Annotated in this window: 14 protein-coding genes; 8 read left to right on the forward strand and 6 right to left on the reverse strand. The window is 67.3% G+C overall.

Translation table 11 applies throughout. The features are described from left to right. The first annotated feature begins 21 nt into the window (after positions 1-21). Positions 22-1,368 (forward strand): MFS transporter, encoded by a 1,347-nt coding sequence (locus BES08_RS15170; protein WP_069708808.1) that lies wholly within the window; start codon positions 22-24, stop codon positions 1,366-1,368. Continuing rightward, positions 1,365-3,203, forward strand: coding sequence for a DUF8034 domain-containing protein (locus BES08_RS15175; protein WP_069708809.1), 1,839 nt, complete (start codon positions 1,365-1,367; stop codon positions 3,201-3,203). The genes BES08_RS15170 and BES08_RS15175 overlap by 4 nt, the downstream gene beginning before the upstream one ends. A gap of 129 nt (positions 3,204-3,332) precedes the next feature. Here BES08_RS15175 and BES08_RS15180 read toward each other — a convergent pair whose 3' ends face one another. Beyond that, complete coding sequence (locus BES08_RS15180) at positions 3,333-4,223, reverse strand: LysR family transcriptional regulator (protein ID WP_008830134.1); 891 nt, start codon at positions 4,221-4,223, stop codon at positions 3,333-3,335. Positions 4,224-4,384: 161 nt separating this feature from the next. Between BES08_RS15180 and kdgD the strand changes: the two genes are divergently transcribed. Beyond that, the gene (kdgD, locus tag BES08_RS15185; RefSeq protein WP_008830133.1) at positions 4,385-5,311 is read left to right on the forward strand and encodes a 5-dehydro-4-deoxyglucarate dehydratase; all 927 of its coding nucleotides are present in this window, start codon (positions 4,385-4,387) and stop codon (positions 5,309-5,311) included. Positions 5,312-5,716: 405 nt separating this feature from the next. Here kdgD and BES08_RS15190 read toward each other — a convergent pair whose 3' ends face one another. From BES08_RS15190 to BES08_RS15200, 3 genes are read right to left on the reverse strand one after another with little or no spacing between them, the layout of a single operon-like run. Next, positions 5,717-6,697 (reverse strand): alpha/beta hydrolase, encoded by a 981-nt coding sequence (locus tag BES08_RS15190; protein WP_069708810.1) that lies wholly within the window; start codon positions 6,695-6,697, stop codon positions 5,717-5,719. Positions 6,698-6,699: 2 nt separating this feature from the next. Beyond that, entirely contained in the window at positions 6,700-7,980 is a 1,281-nt protein-coding gene (locus BES08_RS15195) for an MFS transporter (RefSeq protein WP_069708811.1), read from the reverse strand. 52 nt (positions 7,981-8,032) lie between these two features. Next, positions 8,033-8,830, reverse strand: coding sequence for a 2-keto-4-pentenoate hydratase (locus BES08_RS15200; RefSeq protein WP_008831742.1), 798 nt, complete (start codon positions 8,828-8,830; stop codon positions 8,033-8,035). A gap of 293 nt (positions 8,831-9,123) precedes the next feature. On the opposite strand from BES08_RS15200, the gene BES08_RS15205 reads away from it, so the two are divergent. From BES08_RS15205 to BES08_RS15225, 5 genes are all read left to right on the forward strand, one after another. Continuing rightward, complete coding sequence (locus tag BES08_RS15205; protein WP_069708812.1) at positions 9,124-10,140, forward strand: LacI family DNA-binding transcriptional regulator; 1,017 nt, start codon at positions 9,124-9,126, stop codon at positions 10,138-10,140. 291 nt (positions 10,141-10,431) lie between these two features. Next, complete coding sequence (kduI, locus tag BES08_RS15210) at positions 10,432-11,268, forward strand: 5-dehydro-4-deoxy-D-glucuronate isomerase (protein WP_008831744.1); 837 nt, start codon at positions 10,432-10,434, stop codon at positions 11,266-11,268. Between the two features lie 91 nt (positions 11,269-11,359). After that, complete coding sequence (kduD, locus tag BES08_RS15215; RefSeq protein ID WP_069708813.1) at positions 11,360-12,118, forward strand: 2-dehydro-3-deoxy-D-gluconate 5-dehydrogenase KduD; 759 nt, start codon at positions 11,360-11,362, stop codon at positions 12,116-12,118. After that, positions 12,118-13,140, forward strand: a complete 1,023-nt coding sequence (locus BES08_RS15220; RefSeq protein ID WP_069708814.1) for a sugar kinase — start codon at positions 12,118-12,120, stop codon at positions 13,138-13,140. Before kduD ends, BES08_RS15220 begins: the two co-directional genes overlap by 1 nt. Before the next feature lie 118 nt (positions 13,141-13,258). Then, a complete protein-coding gene (locus BES08_RS15225) occupies positions 13,259-14,806 on the forward strand; it encodes a carboxylesterase/lipase family protein (RefSeq protein ID WP_069708815.1) in 1,548 nt (515 codons plus the stop codon). A gap of 60 nt (positions 14,807-14,866) precedes the next feature. Here the strand turns inward: BES08_RS15225 and BES08_RS15230 are convergent, their stop codons facing one another. Continuing rightward, positions 14,867-15,220, reverse strand: coding sequence for a cupin domain-containing protein (locus BES08_RS15230; RefSeq protein WP_036530740.1), 354 nt, complete (start codon positions 15,218-15,220; stop codon positions 14,867-14,869). Positions 15,221-15,258: 38 nt separating this feature from the next. Next, positions 15,259-16,605: a pectate lyase family protein gene (locus BES08_RS15235; RefSeq protein WP_069708816.1), complete on the reverse strand. Its 1,347-nt coding sequence runs from the start codon at positions 16,603-16,605 to the stop codon at positions 15,259-15,261. Positions 16,606-16,813: the final 208 nt, after the last annotated feature.

The following is a 16,813-nucleotide window of genomic DNA, read 5'->3' on the forward strand; positions in this document are numbered from 1 at the left end:
CGGATGTGGGGCGATGGAGAGATGGATTTGTCAGGTTCGATAGAAGCGGCCACCCCGACGGGTACGCGCCCGACGAAGGTGCGTTTTCTCATCATCGCGCTGATCTTCGTCATCACCTCGCTGAACTACGCGGACCGTTCGACCTTCTCGATCGCGGGGGCTTCGGCCTCGGCGGAGCTGGGGCTCGATGCGGTGCAGACCGGGTTCATCCTCTCCGCCTTCGCCTGGGCCTATTCGCTGGCGCAGATCCCCGGCGGCGCGCTGCTCGACCGGTTCGGGACGCGGCCGATCTACATCGCCGCGATCGGGACATGGTCGTTCTTCACGGTGCTGCAGGGCTTCGCGGGCTTCATCCTCGGCGCGACGGTGGTGACGCAGCTGTTCCTGCTGCGCTTCCTCGTGGGTCTGTGCGAGGCGCCCTCGTTCCCCGGCAATGCGCGCATCGTCGCCGCATGGTTCCCGGCGCGGGAACGCGGGACGGCCTCGGCGATCTTCAATTCGGCGCAGTATTTCTCGCTGGTGGCCTTCGCGCCGCTGATGGGCTGGGTGGTCCATGAATTCGGCTGGCGCGCGGTGTTCTTCGTGATGGGCGCGCTGGGCCTGATGGCGATGTGCGCCTTCGCCGCCTTCATCCGCGAGCCGACCCGCCACAAGTGGGCCAACGCCGCCGAAATCGAACTGATCCGCGAAGGCGGCGGCCTGGTCGAACCGGAAGGCCGCAAGGACAAGGCCGCCGAGCCGACCTTCACCTGGAGCAACGTGCGCCAGCTGTTGACCAGCCGCATGATGATCGGCGTCTACCTCGGCCAGTACTGCATCAACGTGCTGACCTATTTCTTCGTGACGTGGTTCCCGATCTATCTGGTCAAGGATCGCGGCTTCAACATCATGGAGGCCGGGTTCGTCGCCGCGCTGCCCGCGCTGTGCGGCTTCGTCGGCGGCGTGGCGGGCGGCGTGATGTCGGACATGCTGCTGGCGCGCACCGGCTCGATCACGATGGCGCGCAAGGCGCCGCTGCTGGCGGGGATGCTGCTGGCCAGCCTCATCATGGTCGCCGCCAAAGTGGAAAGCCAGGTCGGCGTGGTGCTGCTGATGTCGGTCGCGTTCTTCGGCAAGGGCGTCGCCTCGCTCGGCTGGGCGGTGATGTCCGACGTGGCGCCGCGCAAGCTGGCGGGGCTGGCGGGCGGCGTGTTCAACACCTTCGGCAATGCCGCCGGGATCGTCACGCCCATCGTCGTGGGCATCCTCGTCGCGCAGGCGGGATCGTTCGACACCGCGCTCGTCTTCGTCGGCGCGCATTGCCTCTTGACCATCGTTGCCTATTTCGTCGTCGTGCAGAAGCTCGAGCGACTGGAGCTTGCCGCATGAATTTCGACCGTCGTACCGTACTGCTGACCACCGGCGCGCTGATGCTGGTTCCGGCCATAGCCCGCGCCGGATCGGCCGAGATCGCCATCGACACGCCGATGGCCGCGCCGCGCTGGGCGGTGCTCCAGCGCCACCTCATCGCCATGCAGGGCGACGCCGCCCGCGCCTTCCACGACCGCTACTTCAACGCGAAGCACGAGATCGAGGCGTTCCTGCGCTGGGGCGCCAACGACGGCCCCGACGACGCCATCGAGGCGATCAACGACTGGCCCTACCTCTACCTCATCGGCGGCGAGGCGGGCCTGCTCGACCTCGCACAAAAGGTGCAGGAAGCCCACTTCGCGCAATACTCCCGCGCCCGCACCAAAGACGTGCTGATGGGCCGGAACGGCATGTACGTGCGCGAATTCCCGCCGCAGATGGACTGGCAGCACATCAGCGAGGGCCTGACCACCTTCAACCAGCTCGGCCTGTGCAACCCGGACGACCGCAAGCTGATCGAGCGCGCCCGCCGCTTCGCCGATTTCTACACCGGCCGCGATCCCATCGCGCGCAACTACGATCCGAAGCTGAGGCTCATCCGTTCGATGTTCAACGGCAGCATCGGCCCGCTGATGCGCCCGGCGACGATGCTCGACTGGGCGGGCGACCCCTTCGACACCGCGCCGTTCGAGATGGTCCACGGCGAATCGAGCTACAAGGACACGCTGGAGCACTACCGCGAATATACCGAGACGGTCGGCGACAACCCGCTGAACCTGCACTCGACCGCGCTGGGCTTCAACGCCTGGATGCTGACCGGCGAAGCGCGCTTCCGCGACTGGATGCTGGAGTATGTCGAGGCATGGGCGGCGCGGGCAAAGGCCAACGGCGGCATCCTGCCCAGCAATATCGGGCCGGACGGCAAGGTCGGCGGCGGCGCGGGCGGTCACTGGTGGGGCGGCACCTACGGCTGGGGGTTCAGCCCGATCAACCCCGTCACCGGCAAGCGCGAGGACCGCAACCGCATCCCGCGCGCGATCATGGGCTTCATGAATGCCTATATGGCGACCGGCGACGACCGCTACCTGCAAGTCTGGCGCGACCAGAACGCGGCGATCAACGCACAGTCGCGCAAGATCGACGGGGTGCTCTCCGCACCCACGATGCACGGTGCGCAGGGGTGGTACAGCTTCAAGCCCGGCCCCTACCGCTTCAATACCGGCGAGATCTGGTACTTGTCGCAAGCCGAGGCCGACCGCGCGGCGATGGAGCAGACGCCGTGGACGCAGTTCCTCGACGGCAAGCAGGACGGCTGGGCCGAACAGTCGCTGCTGGACGACATGGAGCGCGTGCGCACCCAGATGGTCCGCGTCCACGAGGACAGGACGACTGCCGCCACTCGCCTTGCCGACAACCCGATCGAGCGTAACCCGGTCTCGGTGACGGCGCTGCTGCACCAGACCATGGGCGCGATCCACGTCGCGCGGCCGCCGTGGTCGAAGACCTCTCCCAACCAGGGCGGCACGCTGCTCTTCGCGCGGTTGCGGCACTTCGACGCCGACCGCAAGCGTCCGGGTCTGCCCGAAGACGTGGCGGCACTGGTAGAGAAGATGGATGCCGGGACGACGACGCTCTCGCTGGTGAACCTCAACCCCGCGCTGGCGCGGCGGCTGGTGATCCGCGGCGGCGGCTATGGCGAGCATCGCATCGAGGCGGTGCGGATCGGCGACAGGCGCATGCCGGTGGGCGATCGCGACGTGGCGCTCAGGCTGGAGCCGGGCGCGGGCGCAAGGGTTGTGCTGGAGATGAACCGGTTCAGCCAGCCGCCGACACTGGCGTGGCCGCAGATGTAATCGTCGTCCCGGACTTGATCCGGGACCGCTGGCCATGAACGGCCCACCTTGCTGCGCGCGCAGCACGCTCTCGCCTAAAGACAGCCACCGGTCCCGGATCAGGTCCGGGACGACGTCATTACTATCGCGTCATTCCGCCATCGCCTTCAGACACAGTTCCCTGAACGCCGGCAGCGCCGGGTTCTCGCTCTCCCGCCGCCACGCCAGATGCAGTTCGACCGGCGCGGCGGGCTCGCTCTCGAAGGGCCGGAACACCACCCCGCGCGGATGGAGCCCCGCCGCCGCCTCTGGCACGATCCCCGGCGCGAGCCCCGCGCCGACCAGCCCCAGCAGTGAGTGGATCTGCGTCACGTACTGCACGTAGCTGGGCGCTGCCCCGGCCCGCTCGAACAGGCTGGACAGCAACAGGTTGAAATACCCCGCCCCCCGCTGGGCGTACATGACGAGGTCCTGCCCGTCGAAATCCCCCGGCGCGAAACGCTCCTGCCCCGCGCGCGGATCGTCCTCGTGCAGCGCGACGAGCAGGCTTTCCAGCAGCAGCGGCGCCGAATCGAACTGCACCTTGTCCACCGGCGGGCGCACCAGCGCGAGGTCGATCATGCCGGTATGCAGCGCCTCGAACTGATCGCCCGAGACCAGTTCGTGCAGCTGCAGTTCCAGCCCCGGCAGTTCCACCGCCGCGCGCTTGACGATGCGCGGCAGCAGGACATAGCCCGAGACCGCCGTAAAGCCGATCGAGATGCGCCCGGTCTCCCCCTTCCACACCCGCCGCGCCGCCAGCGCCGCGCTTTCGGACAGGCGCACGATGCGCCGCGCTTCGTGAAGGAAGGTCTCGCCCGCCAGCGTCAGCGTCACCCGGCGGCTGGTGCGGTTGAACAGCTCGACGCCGAGGATGCGTTCGAGCACCTGGATCTGGCGGCTGAGCGGCGACTGGGTCATGTGCAGCCGCTCGGCGGCGCGGCCGAAGTGCAGTTCCTCGGCGAGGACGACGAAGCAGCGCAAGTGCGTGAGTTCGAACATCGTCCATGCCTACCGCGCATGAGGCCGGAGGAAAAGCGCGCGATGCATCGATGGGCGCTGATCGATGCCGCTGCGACATAAATCGATCCAGTCCCAGCGATGGGCGCGGCCGCCCCGCGCAGGTAGCAAAGGCTCTACAGGATCAATTGGAGCATTAAGCGATGTCGCCTCAGGATTTGGCCGCCCGTATCGGCGGGGGTCTCCTCTCGTTTCCGGTCACGCATTTCGACGCCGACCTGAAGTTCGACGAGGCGGCCTATCGCGACCATCTCGGCTGGCTGTCGGACTACGACGTGGCCGGCCTGTTCGCGGCGGGCGGCACCGGCGAGTTCTTCTCGCTCACCCCGGCTGAAGTCCCGGGAATCGTCAAGGCGGCGGTCGAGGAAGCGGCGGGCAAGGTGCCCGTGCTCTCGGGCTGCGGCTACGGCACCGCGATCGCGGTGGAAATGGCGCAGAACGTAGAGAAGGCCGGCGCCAACGGGTTGCTGTTGCTGCCGCCCTACCTCGTCAACTCGACTCAGGAGGGCCTTGCCGCCCACATCGAGGCGGTGTGCAAGGCGACTTCGCTGGGTGTCATCGTCTACAACCGCGACAACGCGATCGTCACCGAGGACACGCTGGCCGGTCTTGCCGAGCGCAACCCCAATCTCATCGGCTACAAGGACGGCGTCGGCGACGTCGAACTGATGATGCGCATCTACGCCAAGCTGGGTGACCGCCTGACCTACATCGGCGGCCTGCCCACGGCCGAGACCTTCGCCCCCGCCTATCTGGAAATGGGCGTGACGACGTACTCCTCGGCGATCTTCAACTTCATGCCGGAGTGGGCGCTGGCTTTCTACAAGTCGGTCCGCGCGCGCGACAAGGCGGCGATCCTGGCGGGCCTGACCGACTTCGTGCTGCCCTATATCGCCATCCGCAATCGCGGGACCGGCTATGCGGTGTCGATCGTCAAGGCGGGCATGAACGTGATCGGCCGCCCGGCGGGTCCGGTCCGCTCGCCGCTGACCGACCTCTCCGCAGAAGAGCAGGCGATGCTCGCCGCGCTCGTCGAGAAGGCCCAGGCTTCGCTGCGCGAGACGGCCTGACGGTACTCACCCAAGGCGCGGGTGGCTCCAAACGCCCGCGCCGTGACGCAGGGATGAACTTGCTCCCACCCCTCCGGGAGCCGGTTCATCCCTGTTTTTTGTGTCCGTCGTCCCGGACTTGATCCGGGACCGCTGGCCGTGACCAGCCCACCTTGCTTCGCAAGCAGCGCGCCCCGAGGGGGTGATCAACTTTGACGGTATCATTGTCATTCCCGCGAAGGCGGGAACCCATCTCCTGACGTGGCAAGTTGAACCGTCATCAGATGGGTCCCCGCCTCCGCGGGGATGACTAATAAATGTTCAGCCAAATACGACCTCGTTTCAGGCGCGTGCTCGCGCGCAGGGCGTTCCCACGAAAGGTGGGCCGGTCACGGCCAGCGGTCCCGGGTCGAGCCCGGGACGACGTCAGCCGAGCCCCACGCGGCTCGCCCAGTCGAGCCAGAGGCCCGGCCATGCGGCCACCGGCTTGCCGGCGATGTTCCACAAGTTGAACCCGTGCCCGCCCTCGGCGAAGAGGTGCAGGTCCACGCTCACCCCCGCCTTTCTCAGCGCCGCGCGCAGCCGCAGCGAGTTCTCGACCGGTACGGTGGCATCGTCCTCGGCATGGACGATGAAGTGCGGCGGGCTTTCGGGCGTCACGTTGCGATCCACCGAATGCGCCGCCTCGAGCGCGGGCGTCGGGTTCGGGCCGAGCAGCTTCTCGCGCGATCCGGCATGGGCGATGGCGCGGTCCATGCTCACCACCGGGTAGAGCGGCGCGGCGCAGAACGGCCGGGCGGAGAGCCTGTCCGCCGCGTCCACCGGCGCGTAGGCGGGAAATGCGAAGCGGCTGGCGAGATCGGCGCACAAGTGGCCGCCCGCTGACGATCCCATCACCGCCACCCGCTCCGGCGCGATGCCGTAGGCGGCCGCCTTCGCGCGAATCAGCCGCATGGCGCGCTGGGCATCGGCGAGGGGGGTGTTGGAGCGGTCCTGCCAGCCCTCGCCGGGCAGGCGGTACGTCAGCACGAAGGCCGTGTAGCCGTGCTCGGTCAGCCACTGCGCGACCTGGATGCCGCCCTTGTCGAATGATTCCTCGCGGTAGCCGCCGCCGGGGATTACCAGCAGCGCCGCGCCGTTGGGATACTTCGGGCGGAAAGCAGTGATGCGCGGCCGGGCGATCCCCGCGATCACGCGGTCGGGCTGGGCGGAGTTGGCGGAGCGCTCGGTCGCGATCTCCACCGGCAGCGGGGAAGGGGCTCCCGGCGGCGTGCCGGGCCAGAGGTCGATGACCTCGCCGGTTTCATGAAACGGACGCGGCGGGGGCGTTGCCGCCCCCGCCGGTATCGTACGGATCACCGAAGCCGCGAGGGCTCCGGCGAACAGAGCCCTGCGGTCGATCTCCATCGTCAGACCCGCGCCTGCGCCAGACGCGGGCTGAGGACGTGGACCGCCAGCAGCGCAATCAGGTAGGCGCTCGCGCAGATCGCGAAGAGCACCTCGTAGCTATGCGTGGCGTCGAGGATGTAGCCCGCGAACAGCGCCATGCCCATGCCGCCGAAGGCGCCCACGGTGCCGCCGATGCCGACCACCGAGCCCACCGCGCCGCGCGGGAACACGTCGGAGGGCAGGGTGTAGAGGTTGGCCGAGAACGCCTGGTGCGCCGCCGTGGCAAGTCCGATCACCAGCACCGCGACCCACACGTTGTCGACGCCCTGCACGAACCAGATCGGCAGCACGCACAGCGCCGAGAGCAGCATGGTCGCCTTGCGCGAGAAGTTGGGGGTACGGCCTGCCTTGATGAGCTTCGATGACATCCAGCCGCCCGCGATGCTGCCTACGTCCGAGATCAGGTAGATCGCGGCGAGCGGCAGGCCGAAGGTCTTGAGGTCGAGGTCGTAGCGCTCGAACAGGTAGCCGGGCAGCCAGAACAGGAAGAACCACCAGATCGGGTCGATCAGGAACTTGCCCAGAGCATAGGCCCAGGTCTCCTTGACCACCAGCAGGCGGCTCCAGCCGATCTTCTCGACCGGGTCGGCGGGGTCCTGCTTGATGTAGGCGAGTTCGGCCGCGGTGACGCGCGGATGCTCGTCCGGGTGGCGGTAGACGGCCCACCACACGGCGAGCCAGATGATGCCGAACAGGCCGGTGACGAAGAACGCCATGCGCCAGTCGAACCACAGCACCAGCAGCGGCACGAGCAGCGGGGTGACGATCGCGCCGACGTTGGCGCCCGCGTTGAACACGCCGATCGCGAAGGCGCGCTCCTTCTGGGGGAACCAGTCGGTCACGGCGCGGATACCGGCGGGGAAGTTGCCCGATTCGCCGACGCCGAGGCCGAAGCGCGCCATCGCGAACGAGGTCAGCCCGGTGGCGAAACCGTGCGCCATGTGGCTCACCGTCCAGATGACGATGGCGACGGTGTAGCCGAGGCGCGCGCCGAGCGTGTCGACGATCTTGCCGAACGACAGGTAGCCGACCGCGTAGGCCAGCTGGAACCAGAACACGATCCCCGCGAAGTCGGACTCGGACCAGTGGAACTCCGCCGAAAGCGTGGGTTTGAGCACGCCGATCATCTGGCGGTCGACGTAGTTGATGGCCGTTGCCGCGAACAGCAGCGCCACCACGACCCAGCGATAGCGCCCGACTTTTGCCGTCTGGCCTACCGTACCGCCGGTTCCTGCATCCATTTCCCTACTCCCTTGCGACCGTCTTGTTCGTGTGCCGCTCTAATTGGTTCTGTCAGGCGGGTTTTGCCGCGACGATGCCGCAGGCTACCGTACCGTGGCCCGCGAAAGTCGCCAGTACCTGCTGGCCGGGCACGACCTCGTGAACCCCGGTGACAGCGCCGGTCGAGACCCAGGTGCCGCCGCTGCAGTCGATCCCGCGCGCGACAAGGTTGCCGAGCAGGAAGCGCACCGCGCCCAGTGGCCCGTCGAGCATTGTCGCCGTGGTGGCCTCGCCCGCCGTCTCGCCGTCGATGTCGAGGCGGACGGTGATCGCGTTGAAGTCGATCGTCTCCCAGCCTTCGAGCACCGGCCCGATGACCATGCCGTAATTGTTGCCGTAGTCGGAGACGGTCACCGGCGGCCCGTCCGCGTTGATGCGCGGGTAAGGCGAACTGGCGACCTCGATGCCGATGTGCACCGCGTCGAGGACCGCGCGGGTGGCCGCATCGTCCTGCGGCACCGTGCCGTCCCAGCCCGCCGCGACGTGAAGCAGGAACTCAGCCTCGCCCGCCGCGAAACCGTCGGCGAAGACGGGCATCTCGGGCGATTCGCCCGCTGCCACCGTCACCACGCTGTCGGTGAAGATCGGCCCGGCCAGACGGTTCGCGCCCAGTTGTCCGTCAAGCGGCGGGTTGATCTTGCCGACCTTCCAGCCGGCGACCTCGCGCCCGTCGAAGGCGAGGGCGAAATCCTGGATCGCATAGCCGCCGCCGAGGTCGGTGGGGGCTTGTCCGGGATAGGAATCCAATGCGCGCTTCTCGCGCCGCGCCGTCACGAATGCTTCGGCGACTGCCTTTGCCGTGTCTGTCAAAACAATCCCCACACCCAAGAATACCGTGCTTCGGCCAGTTCGGCGCTGGATTACCGGCGACACCGGTGTCATCCAAACGCCCATCCTGACCCGTCTGTACAGAGTGTCCGCTCTGTCGGATTGGTCACCCGCCGGTACGCCCTGCGAGCGTTCCGGCATCTTTCCATCCTATGCAAATGCACAGGCGATGGAATGGTAACCGGTGTCATCTTGCCTTTCGTCCCGCTTGAAGGCAAGCCGGAAAAATTCGGCCCATCGACCAACGCGCCGACGCAAGACCATAAGGACGCCGCATGGCAGAAGGCCAGAAACCCACGATCAACGACGTTGCGCGCATTTCCGGCGTGTCCAAGAAGACGGTGAGCCGTGTCATCAACAAGTCGCCGCTGCTGGGCGAGGCGACGCGAAAGAAGGTGGAGGCGGTGATCGCCGAACTGGGTTTCGTTCCGAACCTTCAGGCCCGAGCGCTGGCGATGGGGCGCAATTTCCTGATCGGCCTGATTCACGACAACCCCAACGCGCAGATGGTGCTGGGGGTGCAGGAGGGCATCCTCGACACCATTCGCGACACCGAGTTCGCGCTCGTCGTCCATCCGGTGAACCGCCATTCGCCGACGCTGGCCGACGATATCCGCCGCTTCATCGAGCAGCAGCGCCTCTACGGCGTCATGCTGCTGCCGCCGCTGTCGGAGCGCGACGACCTCGCCGAACTGTGCCGCGATCTCGGCTGCACGCTGGTGCGCATGGGCTCGGCGCGGCTCGACGACGACGAACATCTCGTCGCCTCGAACGACCGGCAGGCGGTGAGCGAGGCAGTCGCGTGGCTCGTGGAACTGGGCCACACGCGAATCGGCTTCGTTGCAGGGCCGGAGGGCTTCCGCTCCGCCAATGAGCGTGAACAAGGCTTCCTCGACGGCCTCGCGGCAGCGGGCCTGACGCTCGACCCGGCGATCGCGGCGCGCGGCACCTATCGCTTCGAATCGGGCAAGGCGGCGGGCGAGAAGCTGCTGTCGGCCGCCGAACCGCCCACCGCCGTGTTCTCCAGCAATGACGAGATGGCAGCGGGCATCCTCCACGCCGCGCGCGAGCGGGGGCTGAACGTGCCCGAAGACATGTCGATCATCGGCTTCGACGATACCGCCACTGCCGCGCACATCTGGCCGCCGCTGACGACGGTGCGCTGGCCGATCCGCACGATGGCGAGCACGGCGGCGGCGAAGCTGATTCGCCCGGCCTCGGCGGCGTCGGAGCCTTCGTTCTTCCTATCGGATCTGATCCGGCGGGCTTCGGCGGTGCCCCATCGGTCATAGGCCGATCGTCATCCCAGCGAAGGCTGGGACCGCTGGCCTTGAATGCCCACCTTCGCAGCGCATGCCTGCTGGGGCTTCGACAAGCACAGCCTGAGCAGATTGAGAGCAGGTCTTTAAATCCCGCTCAGGCTGAGCTTGTCGAAGCCTCAGCAGCAAACGCGCGCCTAAAGACAGCCAGCGGTCCCAGCCTTCGCTGGGATGACGAGTTTTGAAGCGTCTTTTAAACCTCGTTGACACCGGTTACCTAAAGCGGATACGAAAGTCGCCAAGACCTGAACGGGAGAGTTCACAGTGTTCTGCAAGACGTACCACGCCACCCATCCGGACATGATGGAGTGTGTCTCCAACGAAGAACTGCGCGACCGTTACCTGGTCACCGGCATGTTCAAGGCCGGCGAGGTCAACCTCAACTACTCGCACAACGAGCGCTTCATCATCGGCGGCGCGGTTCCGGGCGCTGAGCCGCTTGCCCTGCCGCTGCAGACCGTCCCCAAGAGCGCGGAGGGCAAGTCCTTCTTCGAGCGCCGCGAGGCCGGCATCACCAACATCGGCGGACCGGGCGCGATCACCGTCGACGGCCAGCGCTTCGAGATGAAGAACAAGGAATGCCTCTACGTCCCCATGGGCACGAACGAGGTGATTTTCGAGGGTGAGGGCGCGCGCTTCTACATCGCCTCGGTTCCCGCTCACAAGGCGCTGCCGATCAAGCATATCACGCTCGATCAGGCCAACCCGCTGGCGCGCGGCGACCTCGCCAACTCGAACCAGCGCACGATCTACCAGCTCGTGATCCCCGGCGTGTGCGAGAGCGCGCAGCTGCTGCTCGGCCTGACCGTGCTGGAAGAAGGCTCGGTGTGGAACACGATGCCGCCGCACCTCCACGACCGCCGCTCGGAAATCTACCTGTACTTCGAGCTGCCCGAAGAGAACGACCGCATCTTCCACTACATGGGCGAGCCGGACCAGATGCGTCACATCGTCATCGCCAACGAAGAGGCCGTCATCAGCCCGCCGTGGTCGATCCACATGGGTTCGGGCACCAAGAAGTATGCGTTCATCTGGGCGATGGGCGGCGAGAACCTCGACTACACCGACATGAACGTGCTGGACATCTGCCAGCTCCAGTAGGAGCTGGCCCCGCACCGAAGGCAACGACGAATAATCAGGGGCGCCGCACGCTGGTATCGCGTGACGGCGTCCGCAGTGGCGAGATGGTATCATGGCAATTTCCTTCGACCTGACGGGCAAGACCGCGCTCGTCACCGGCGCCAACACCGGCATCGGCCAGGCCATCGCCGTCGCGCTGGCAGAGGCGGGCGCCGACGTCGCCGTGGCAGGCCGCTCGGAGCCGACCGAAACGCTGGCGCTGATCGCCGCGACGGGCCGCAAGGCGGTGAACATCAAGGCCGACCTGTCGAGCATCGAGCCGGTCCAGCGCGTGATCGACGAAGCGGTGGCGGGTCTCGGCAAGGTCGACATCCTCGTCAACAACGCCGGCATCATCCGCCGCGACGACCTGCTGCAGTTCTCCGAGGAGGACTGGGACGCGGTGATCGACACCAACCTCAAGACCCTGTTCTTCCTCAGCCAGGCGGCCGCGAAGGGCATGGTCGAGCGGGGAACCGGCGGCAAGATCGTCAACATCGCCTCGCTGTTGACCTTCCAGGGCGGCATCCGCGTGCCGAGCTATGCGGCGGCGAAGTCGGGCGTTTCCGGCGTCACCAAGGCGATGGCCAATGAGCTTGCGCCCAAGGGTGTGCAGGTCAACGCGATCGCGCCGGGCTACATCACCACGAACAACACCGCTGCGCTTTCCGCCGACGAGACGCGCAACCGCCAGATCCTCGAGCGCATCCCGACCGGCCGCTGGGGCCGTCCCGAGGACATTGCGGGCGCCGCCGTGTTCCTCGCCTCGCAGGCATCAGACTACGTGACGGGGCAGGTCCTCGCCGTCGACGGCGGCTGGCTGGCGCGCTGATGACCAATAGCGCTTCTGGCCACGTCGTCACTTTCGGCGAAGTCCTGCTTCGCTTCGCGACGCCGGGTGCGCGGCTGACGGTGCAGTGCGATGCGCTGGACATGGTCGTCGGCGGGGCCGAGGCGAACGTCGCGGCGGGGCTCGCCTCGCTGGGCCATGACGTGAAGATGCTGACGCGCCTGCCGTCCAGTCCGCTGGGCGACAAGGCGCGCGCGGCCCTGAATGCCGCCGGGATCGATACCGCCCACGTCGGGCGCGATACCGGCCGCATGGGCCTCTACTTCCTCGAAAGCGGAGCAGGCCTGAGGCCCTCGTCGATCACCTACGATCGCGCGGGTTCCGTGTTCGCAACCTCCAGGGCGGACCAGTTCGACTTCGCCTCCGCGCTCGAGGGCGCCCGACTGCTCCACCTGTCGGGCATCACGCCGGCGCTCGGCCCCGGAGGCGTCGCGCTTGCGCAAGCCGCCGTCGCCGCGGCCAACAGCGCCGGCGTGCCTGTCTGTTTCGACGGCAATTACCGCGCACTGCTGTGGGATGCTTGGGACAGCGATCCGCGCGCCATCCTGACCGACCTGATGCAGTCGGCGACGGTCATGATCGGCAACCACCGGGATATCTCGCTGCTGCTGGGCAAGGCGTTCTCCGGCGATGGCTCCGACCGTCGGCGCGAGGCCGCGCTGGCCGCCTTCGAGGCATTCCCGAAACTGCAGCTGATCGCCTCGACCGCACGTCACGTGGTCAATTCCGGCCACCACCGCATCGCCGCACGCCTCGATGCGCGAGACGCGGCGCACCAGACGAGCGAGGTCGATGTCACCGGCATCGTCGACCGCATCGGCACCGGCGACGCCTTTGCGGCGGGCGTGTTGCACAAGTGGCTGCAGGGCGCGGATCTCGTCGCAACCGCGCAGGCGGGGCTGGCCTATACCGTGCTCAAGCACACCGTGCCGGGCGACATGTGCCTCGTCGGCCCGGAGGAGCTGGAAGCCTTCTCGGCTTCGGGCGGGGACGTCAGGCGCTAAGAAAAGAAGGCCCACCCCCAGCCCCTCCCGCAAGCGGGAGGGGAGCGAGACTTGGCAGCTTGCTGCCTAGTCGCAGCGGGGTGGGTGAGCGGCACGCACTTCAGCTTGGGAGAGCAACATGACCGACCTTTCGCGTCGAACCCTCGTGAAATCGGCGGCAGTGCTCGCCGCCACGGCGCCGCTCCCCTCTCTCGCCCGCAGCGCGAAGACGCCCCGAATCGGTCGCTACATCGCCGTCCCGGAAAGCGGCGTCCATGCCTTCAAGGGCATCCGCTACGGCCGCGCCGAGCGCTTTGCCCGTCCGGTCGCCGAGCCGCTCGAAGGCCCTGCGATCACCGCCGCGAAGTTCGGCCCCATCTGCCCGCAACGCGCCATGGCGGGCGAGCCGCAGTCCGAGGACTGCCTGTTCCTCAACGTCTGGACGCCCGAGGCGGACCCACGCGCGAAGCGGGCGGTCATGGTCTATTTCCACGGCGGCGCCTACACCACTGGCTCGGTCACCGATCCGCTGACCCACGGTGCGAAGCTGGCCGCCGACGGCGATGTCGTGGTCGTCACCGTCAACCACCGGCTCAACGCGCTGGGCTATGCCTGGCTCAAGCCCTTCGGTGCGCGTTATGCCGATAGCGGCAATCTCGGCCAGCTCGATCTGATCCTTGCACTGCAATGGGTGCGCGAGCACATCGCAAAGATCGGCGGCGATCCGGCGCGGGTCATGGTCTTCGGGCAGTCGGGCGGCGGCGCCAAGATCGCGACGCTCATGGCGATGCCCGCCGCGAAGGGCCTGTTCCACGCCGCCGCGACGATGAGCGGGCAGCAGGTGCAGGCCAGCGGCCCGGCCCATGCCTGGGCGCGCACGCAGGCGTTTATGGCGGCGCTGAAGCTCGCCCCTGGCGACGTCGAGGGCCTGCGAACGATGCAGATCGAACGGCTGGTCGAGGGTCTTGCCGCCACTGATCCCATCATGGGCGGCGGGGTCTACTTTGGCCCGGTGCTCGACATGACCAACCTGCCGCGGCATCCGTTCTGGCCCGATGCCGCGCCGCAGTCGCTGGGCGTGCCGATGATCCTTGGCAACGTGCGCGAGGAGACGCGCGCCTTCCTCGATCCGCGGGGACCCAAGCTGCAGGGGCTCTCGTGGGAGAACCTTGCCGCGCGCATGGTGCCCGAGATCAAGATCGACCTCGACCCCGTCTGGGTCGTCGAGCAGTACCGCGCCCATGAACCCGGCTGGACGCCCGAGCAAGTCTATTACGCAGCCACCACGGCGGGCCGGTCATGGCCGGGGCAAGTGATCGAGGCCGATGCGCGGGCGGCGGCCGGGGCGGGATCGACGTGGGTGTACCAGCTCGACCGTCCCTCACCGACCGACCCCTTGCGCGGTGCGGCGCATACGGACGACATTCCCTATGTCTTCGGCACGCTGGACGCGCCGGGCAGCTATTCGGGCACCGACGACGCGGCTCGCAGGCTGAGCGGGGCGATGATGCGCGCCTTTACCGGTCTGGCCAAGACCGGGCGACCGGAACTGGCGCAGTGGTCGCCGTACCGCCTGCCCGCGCGCGAGACGATGGTGTTCGGCGATACCGTGCGCGTGGAGAACGATCCGCGCCGCTGGCAGCGCGAATTGTGGGCGAGGGCGCCCTACGTCCAGCCGGGGGTGTGAAGCAAATTCCTCCCCGAGCTTGTGTCGGGGAGGAATTTGCAGAATTCGTCGTGCCGAAACCTACTTGGCGGCGGGCGGGTTGGGATAGGCGATTACCAGCGAAAGCGGTTCCTCGCCCCGCTGCCAGATGCCGACCACGGCGCCGTCGTAGAGATAGGCGGTCATTCCCGGCGTGAGCTGCGCGCGCTTGCCGTCGGAGACGACTTCGCCCTCGCCCGAGAGCACGTAGTAAACCTCATCGTGCGCAATGGGATGCTCGCCGATCGCCGCGCCCTTGTGGAGGACGCGGCGGCGGAATTCCATCGTGCGCGGCGCGGGCGCTGCGTCGGAAATGCGGTAGGCGGTGCTCATGCCGATGGCGCCGTGCGGAGGAGCTTCCTCGCGCACGGTGTCGCGCTCGTCGATGACGGCCATCGCCGGAGCCGCCGCCAGCAGCAGGAGCGCCGCCCCGATCACTTCGCGTTCTCGCGCATGGCTTCGTCGCGGGCGGAGAGTTTCTCCTGCGCGCCGCCCTTCTGGCCCGGATAGACGCCGGATTTCGGCTCCATGGTCTTGAGGTTCCAGTCCTTGTCCACGAAGGGCGCGGCGGTCGGGCTGGGGTGCGGGTAGCCGCCGACGACCTTCTCGTCGTCGATGATCTCGCCGCGTCCCTCGGCGACGAAGAACAGCACGCGGATATCATCGGGCGCACGGTCCCACGGACGCGCGCCGACCGAGGCGAGCAGGCTGGTTTCCAGGTCCTTGGCAGGCATGACGTCGAGGCCGCCCAGGCTGGCCATCGGCGAATCCTTCTCGATCAGCTTCGCCTTGGTCACGCCGTAGCGGCCGAACATCGGCGCCGGGTTGCCCCAGCGATCGACGTTGATGTTGTCCTTGGAATACCACGCAAGATCGCCGTCGCCGCCCAGCGTCAGGAACGGCAGGCCGGGCGCGGTCGAATTGCCCGCGCGCATGACGTTGCCCACGGCGGTGATCTCGCCGGTGACGTAGTCGTGGCCGGCCCACTCCAGGTTCATCAGGTTGTAGTGCACCGCGCGGTGGCCGGGGTCGAAGATCATGTTGTTGACCATCAGCACTTGCGCGCCGCCCTTCACCAGCGGCGAGCGCTCCATGTTGTGCGCGTAGACGTTGCGGTAGAGCGTGATGCCGGTGGCGTTGTCGTGGATCAGCGTGCCCTTGGAGTGCTCGCCCTTGGGATGGCTGGCGTCGGCGAGGCCTTCGGCCGCGAGGTTCTCGCGGAACAGCACGTCATGGCTGGTGGCAGCGCGCCATTCCTTGACGGTCTTGCCGTTGAAACGGGGGCCGGAGGTCGACATGTTCTCGTCGATCGCCCAGAAGAAGCTGCAGTGCTCGACGATCACGTTGTGCGCGGCGACGGTGGAGAAGGCGTCCGCCTCCCAGCCCGAGAGCTTTGCCTGCCCGTCCACCCCGGTCATCACGCGGATGTGGCTGATCTTGACGTCGTGGCCCTTGAGATCGATGCCGCCGCGCACGATCGTGATGCCCGGCGAAGGCGCGGTCTGCCCGGCGATCGTCAGGAAAGGCTCGTCGATGTTCAGGATCGTGCGCTGAAGGTCGATGACCCCGCCGACCTCGAAGACGATGATGCGCTTGCCCTTCGCCTCGACCGCGGCCTTCAGCGATCCGGGACCGTCCTTCGCGAGAGTCGTGACGCGGATGATGCGGCCGCCTTCGCCGCCGCGGGTGGGCTCTAGCGGGGCTGCGTGCAGCAGCGCCGGGGTGGAAGCAACCATCAGAATCGGAAGGACAATCTGGCTCGCGAGCCTGCGGATTTTCACTGTCGATCTCCCATTGGCGGAGCTTGTTGACTCCGAGTATTGACAGGGCGTTCTCCCTGCGTCACATATTGATGACACCGGTTACCAAGGATCGCAAGGATGATCTTCGGAACGGGTGGGGCGATTTTGGAGGTCGCCCGAGGTGCTCCGAAAGGGGCGGGAGTAGAGGTGCCGGAACAATGCGCGCGTTAGCCGCGCTTCCTTCTGA

Origin of the sequence: Novosphingobium resinovorum (assembly GCF_001742225.1) — a bacterium.
In the GTDB taxonomy this organism is placed as follows: Bacteria; Pseudomonadota; Alphaproteobacteria; order Sphingomonadales; family Sphingomonadaceae; genus Novosphingobium; species Novosphingobium resinovorum_A.

What these genes read in the sequence shown, in the direction of transcription:
- BES08_RS15180 (WP_008830134.1), bottom strand. Translation starts at nt 4,223, where the DNA reads ATGTTCGAACTCACGCACTTGCGCTGCTTCGTCGTCCTCGCCGAGGAA.
- kdgD (WP_008830133.1), top strand. Translation starts at nt 4,385, where the DNA reads ATGTCGCCTCAGGATTTGGCCGCCCGTATCGGCGGGGGTCTCCTCTCG.
- BES08_RS15225 (WP_069708815.1), top strand. Translation starts at nt 13,259, where the DNA reads ATGACCGACCTTTCGCGTCGAACCCTCGTGAAATCGGCGGCAGTGCTC.
- BES08_RS15170 (WP_069708808.1), top strand. Translation starts at nt 22, where the DNA reads ATGGATTTGTCAGGTTCGATAGAAGCGGCCACCCCGACGGGTACGCGC.
- kduD (WP_069708813.1), top strand. Translation starts at nt 11,360, where the DNA reads ATGGCAATTTCCTTCGACCTGACGGGCAAGACCGCGCTCGTCACCGGC.
- BES08_RS15230 (WP_036530740.1), bottom strand. Translation starts at nt 15,220, where the DNA reads ATGGCCGTCATCGACGAGCGCGACACCGTGCGCGAGGAAGCTCCTCCG.
- BES08_RS15220 (WP_069708814.1), top strand. Translation starts at nt 12,118, where the DNA reads ATGACCAATAGCGCTTCTGGCCACGTCGTCACTTTCGGCGAAGTCCTG.
- BES08_RS15195 (WP_069708811.1), bottom strand. Translation starts at nt 7,980, where the DNA reads ATGGATGCAGGAACCGGCGGTACGGTAGGCCAGACGGCAAAAGTCGGG.
- BES08_RS15205 (WP_069708812.1), top strand. Translation starts at nt 9,124, where the DNA reads ATGGCAGAAGGCCAGAAACCCACGATCAACGACGTTGCGCGCATTTCC.
- BES08_RS15175 (WP_069708809.1), top strand. Translation starts at nt 1,365, where the DNA reads ATGAATTTCGACCGTCGTACCGTACTGCTGACCACCGGCGCGCTGATG.
- BES08_RS15190 (WP_069708810.1), bottom strand. Translation starts at nt 6,697, where the DNA reads ATGGAGATCGACCGCAGGGCTCTGTTCGCCGGAGCCCTCGCGGCTTCG.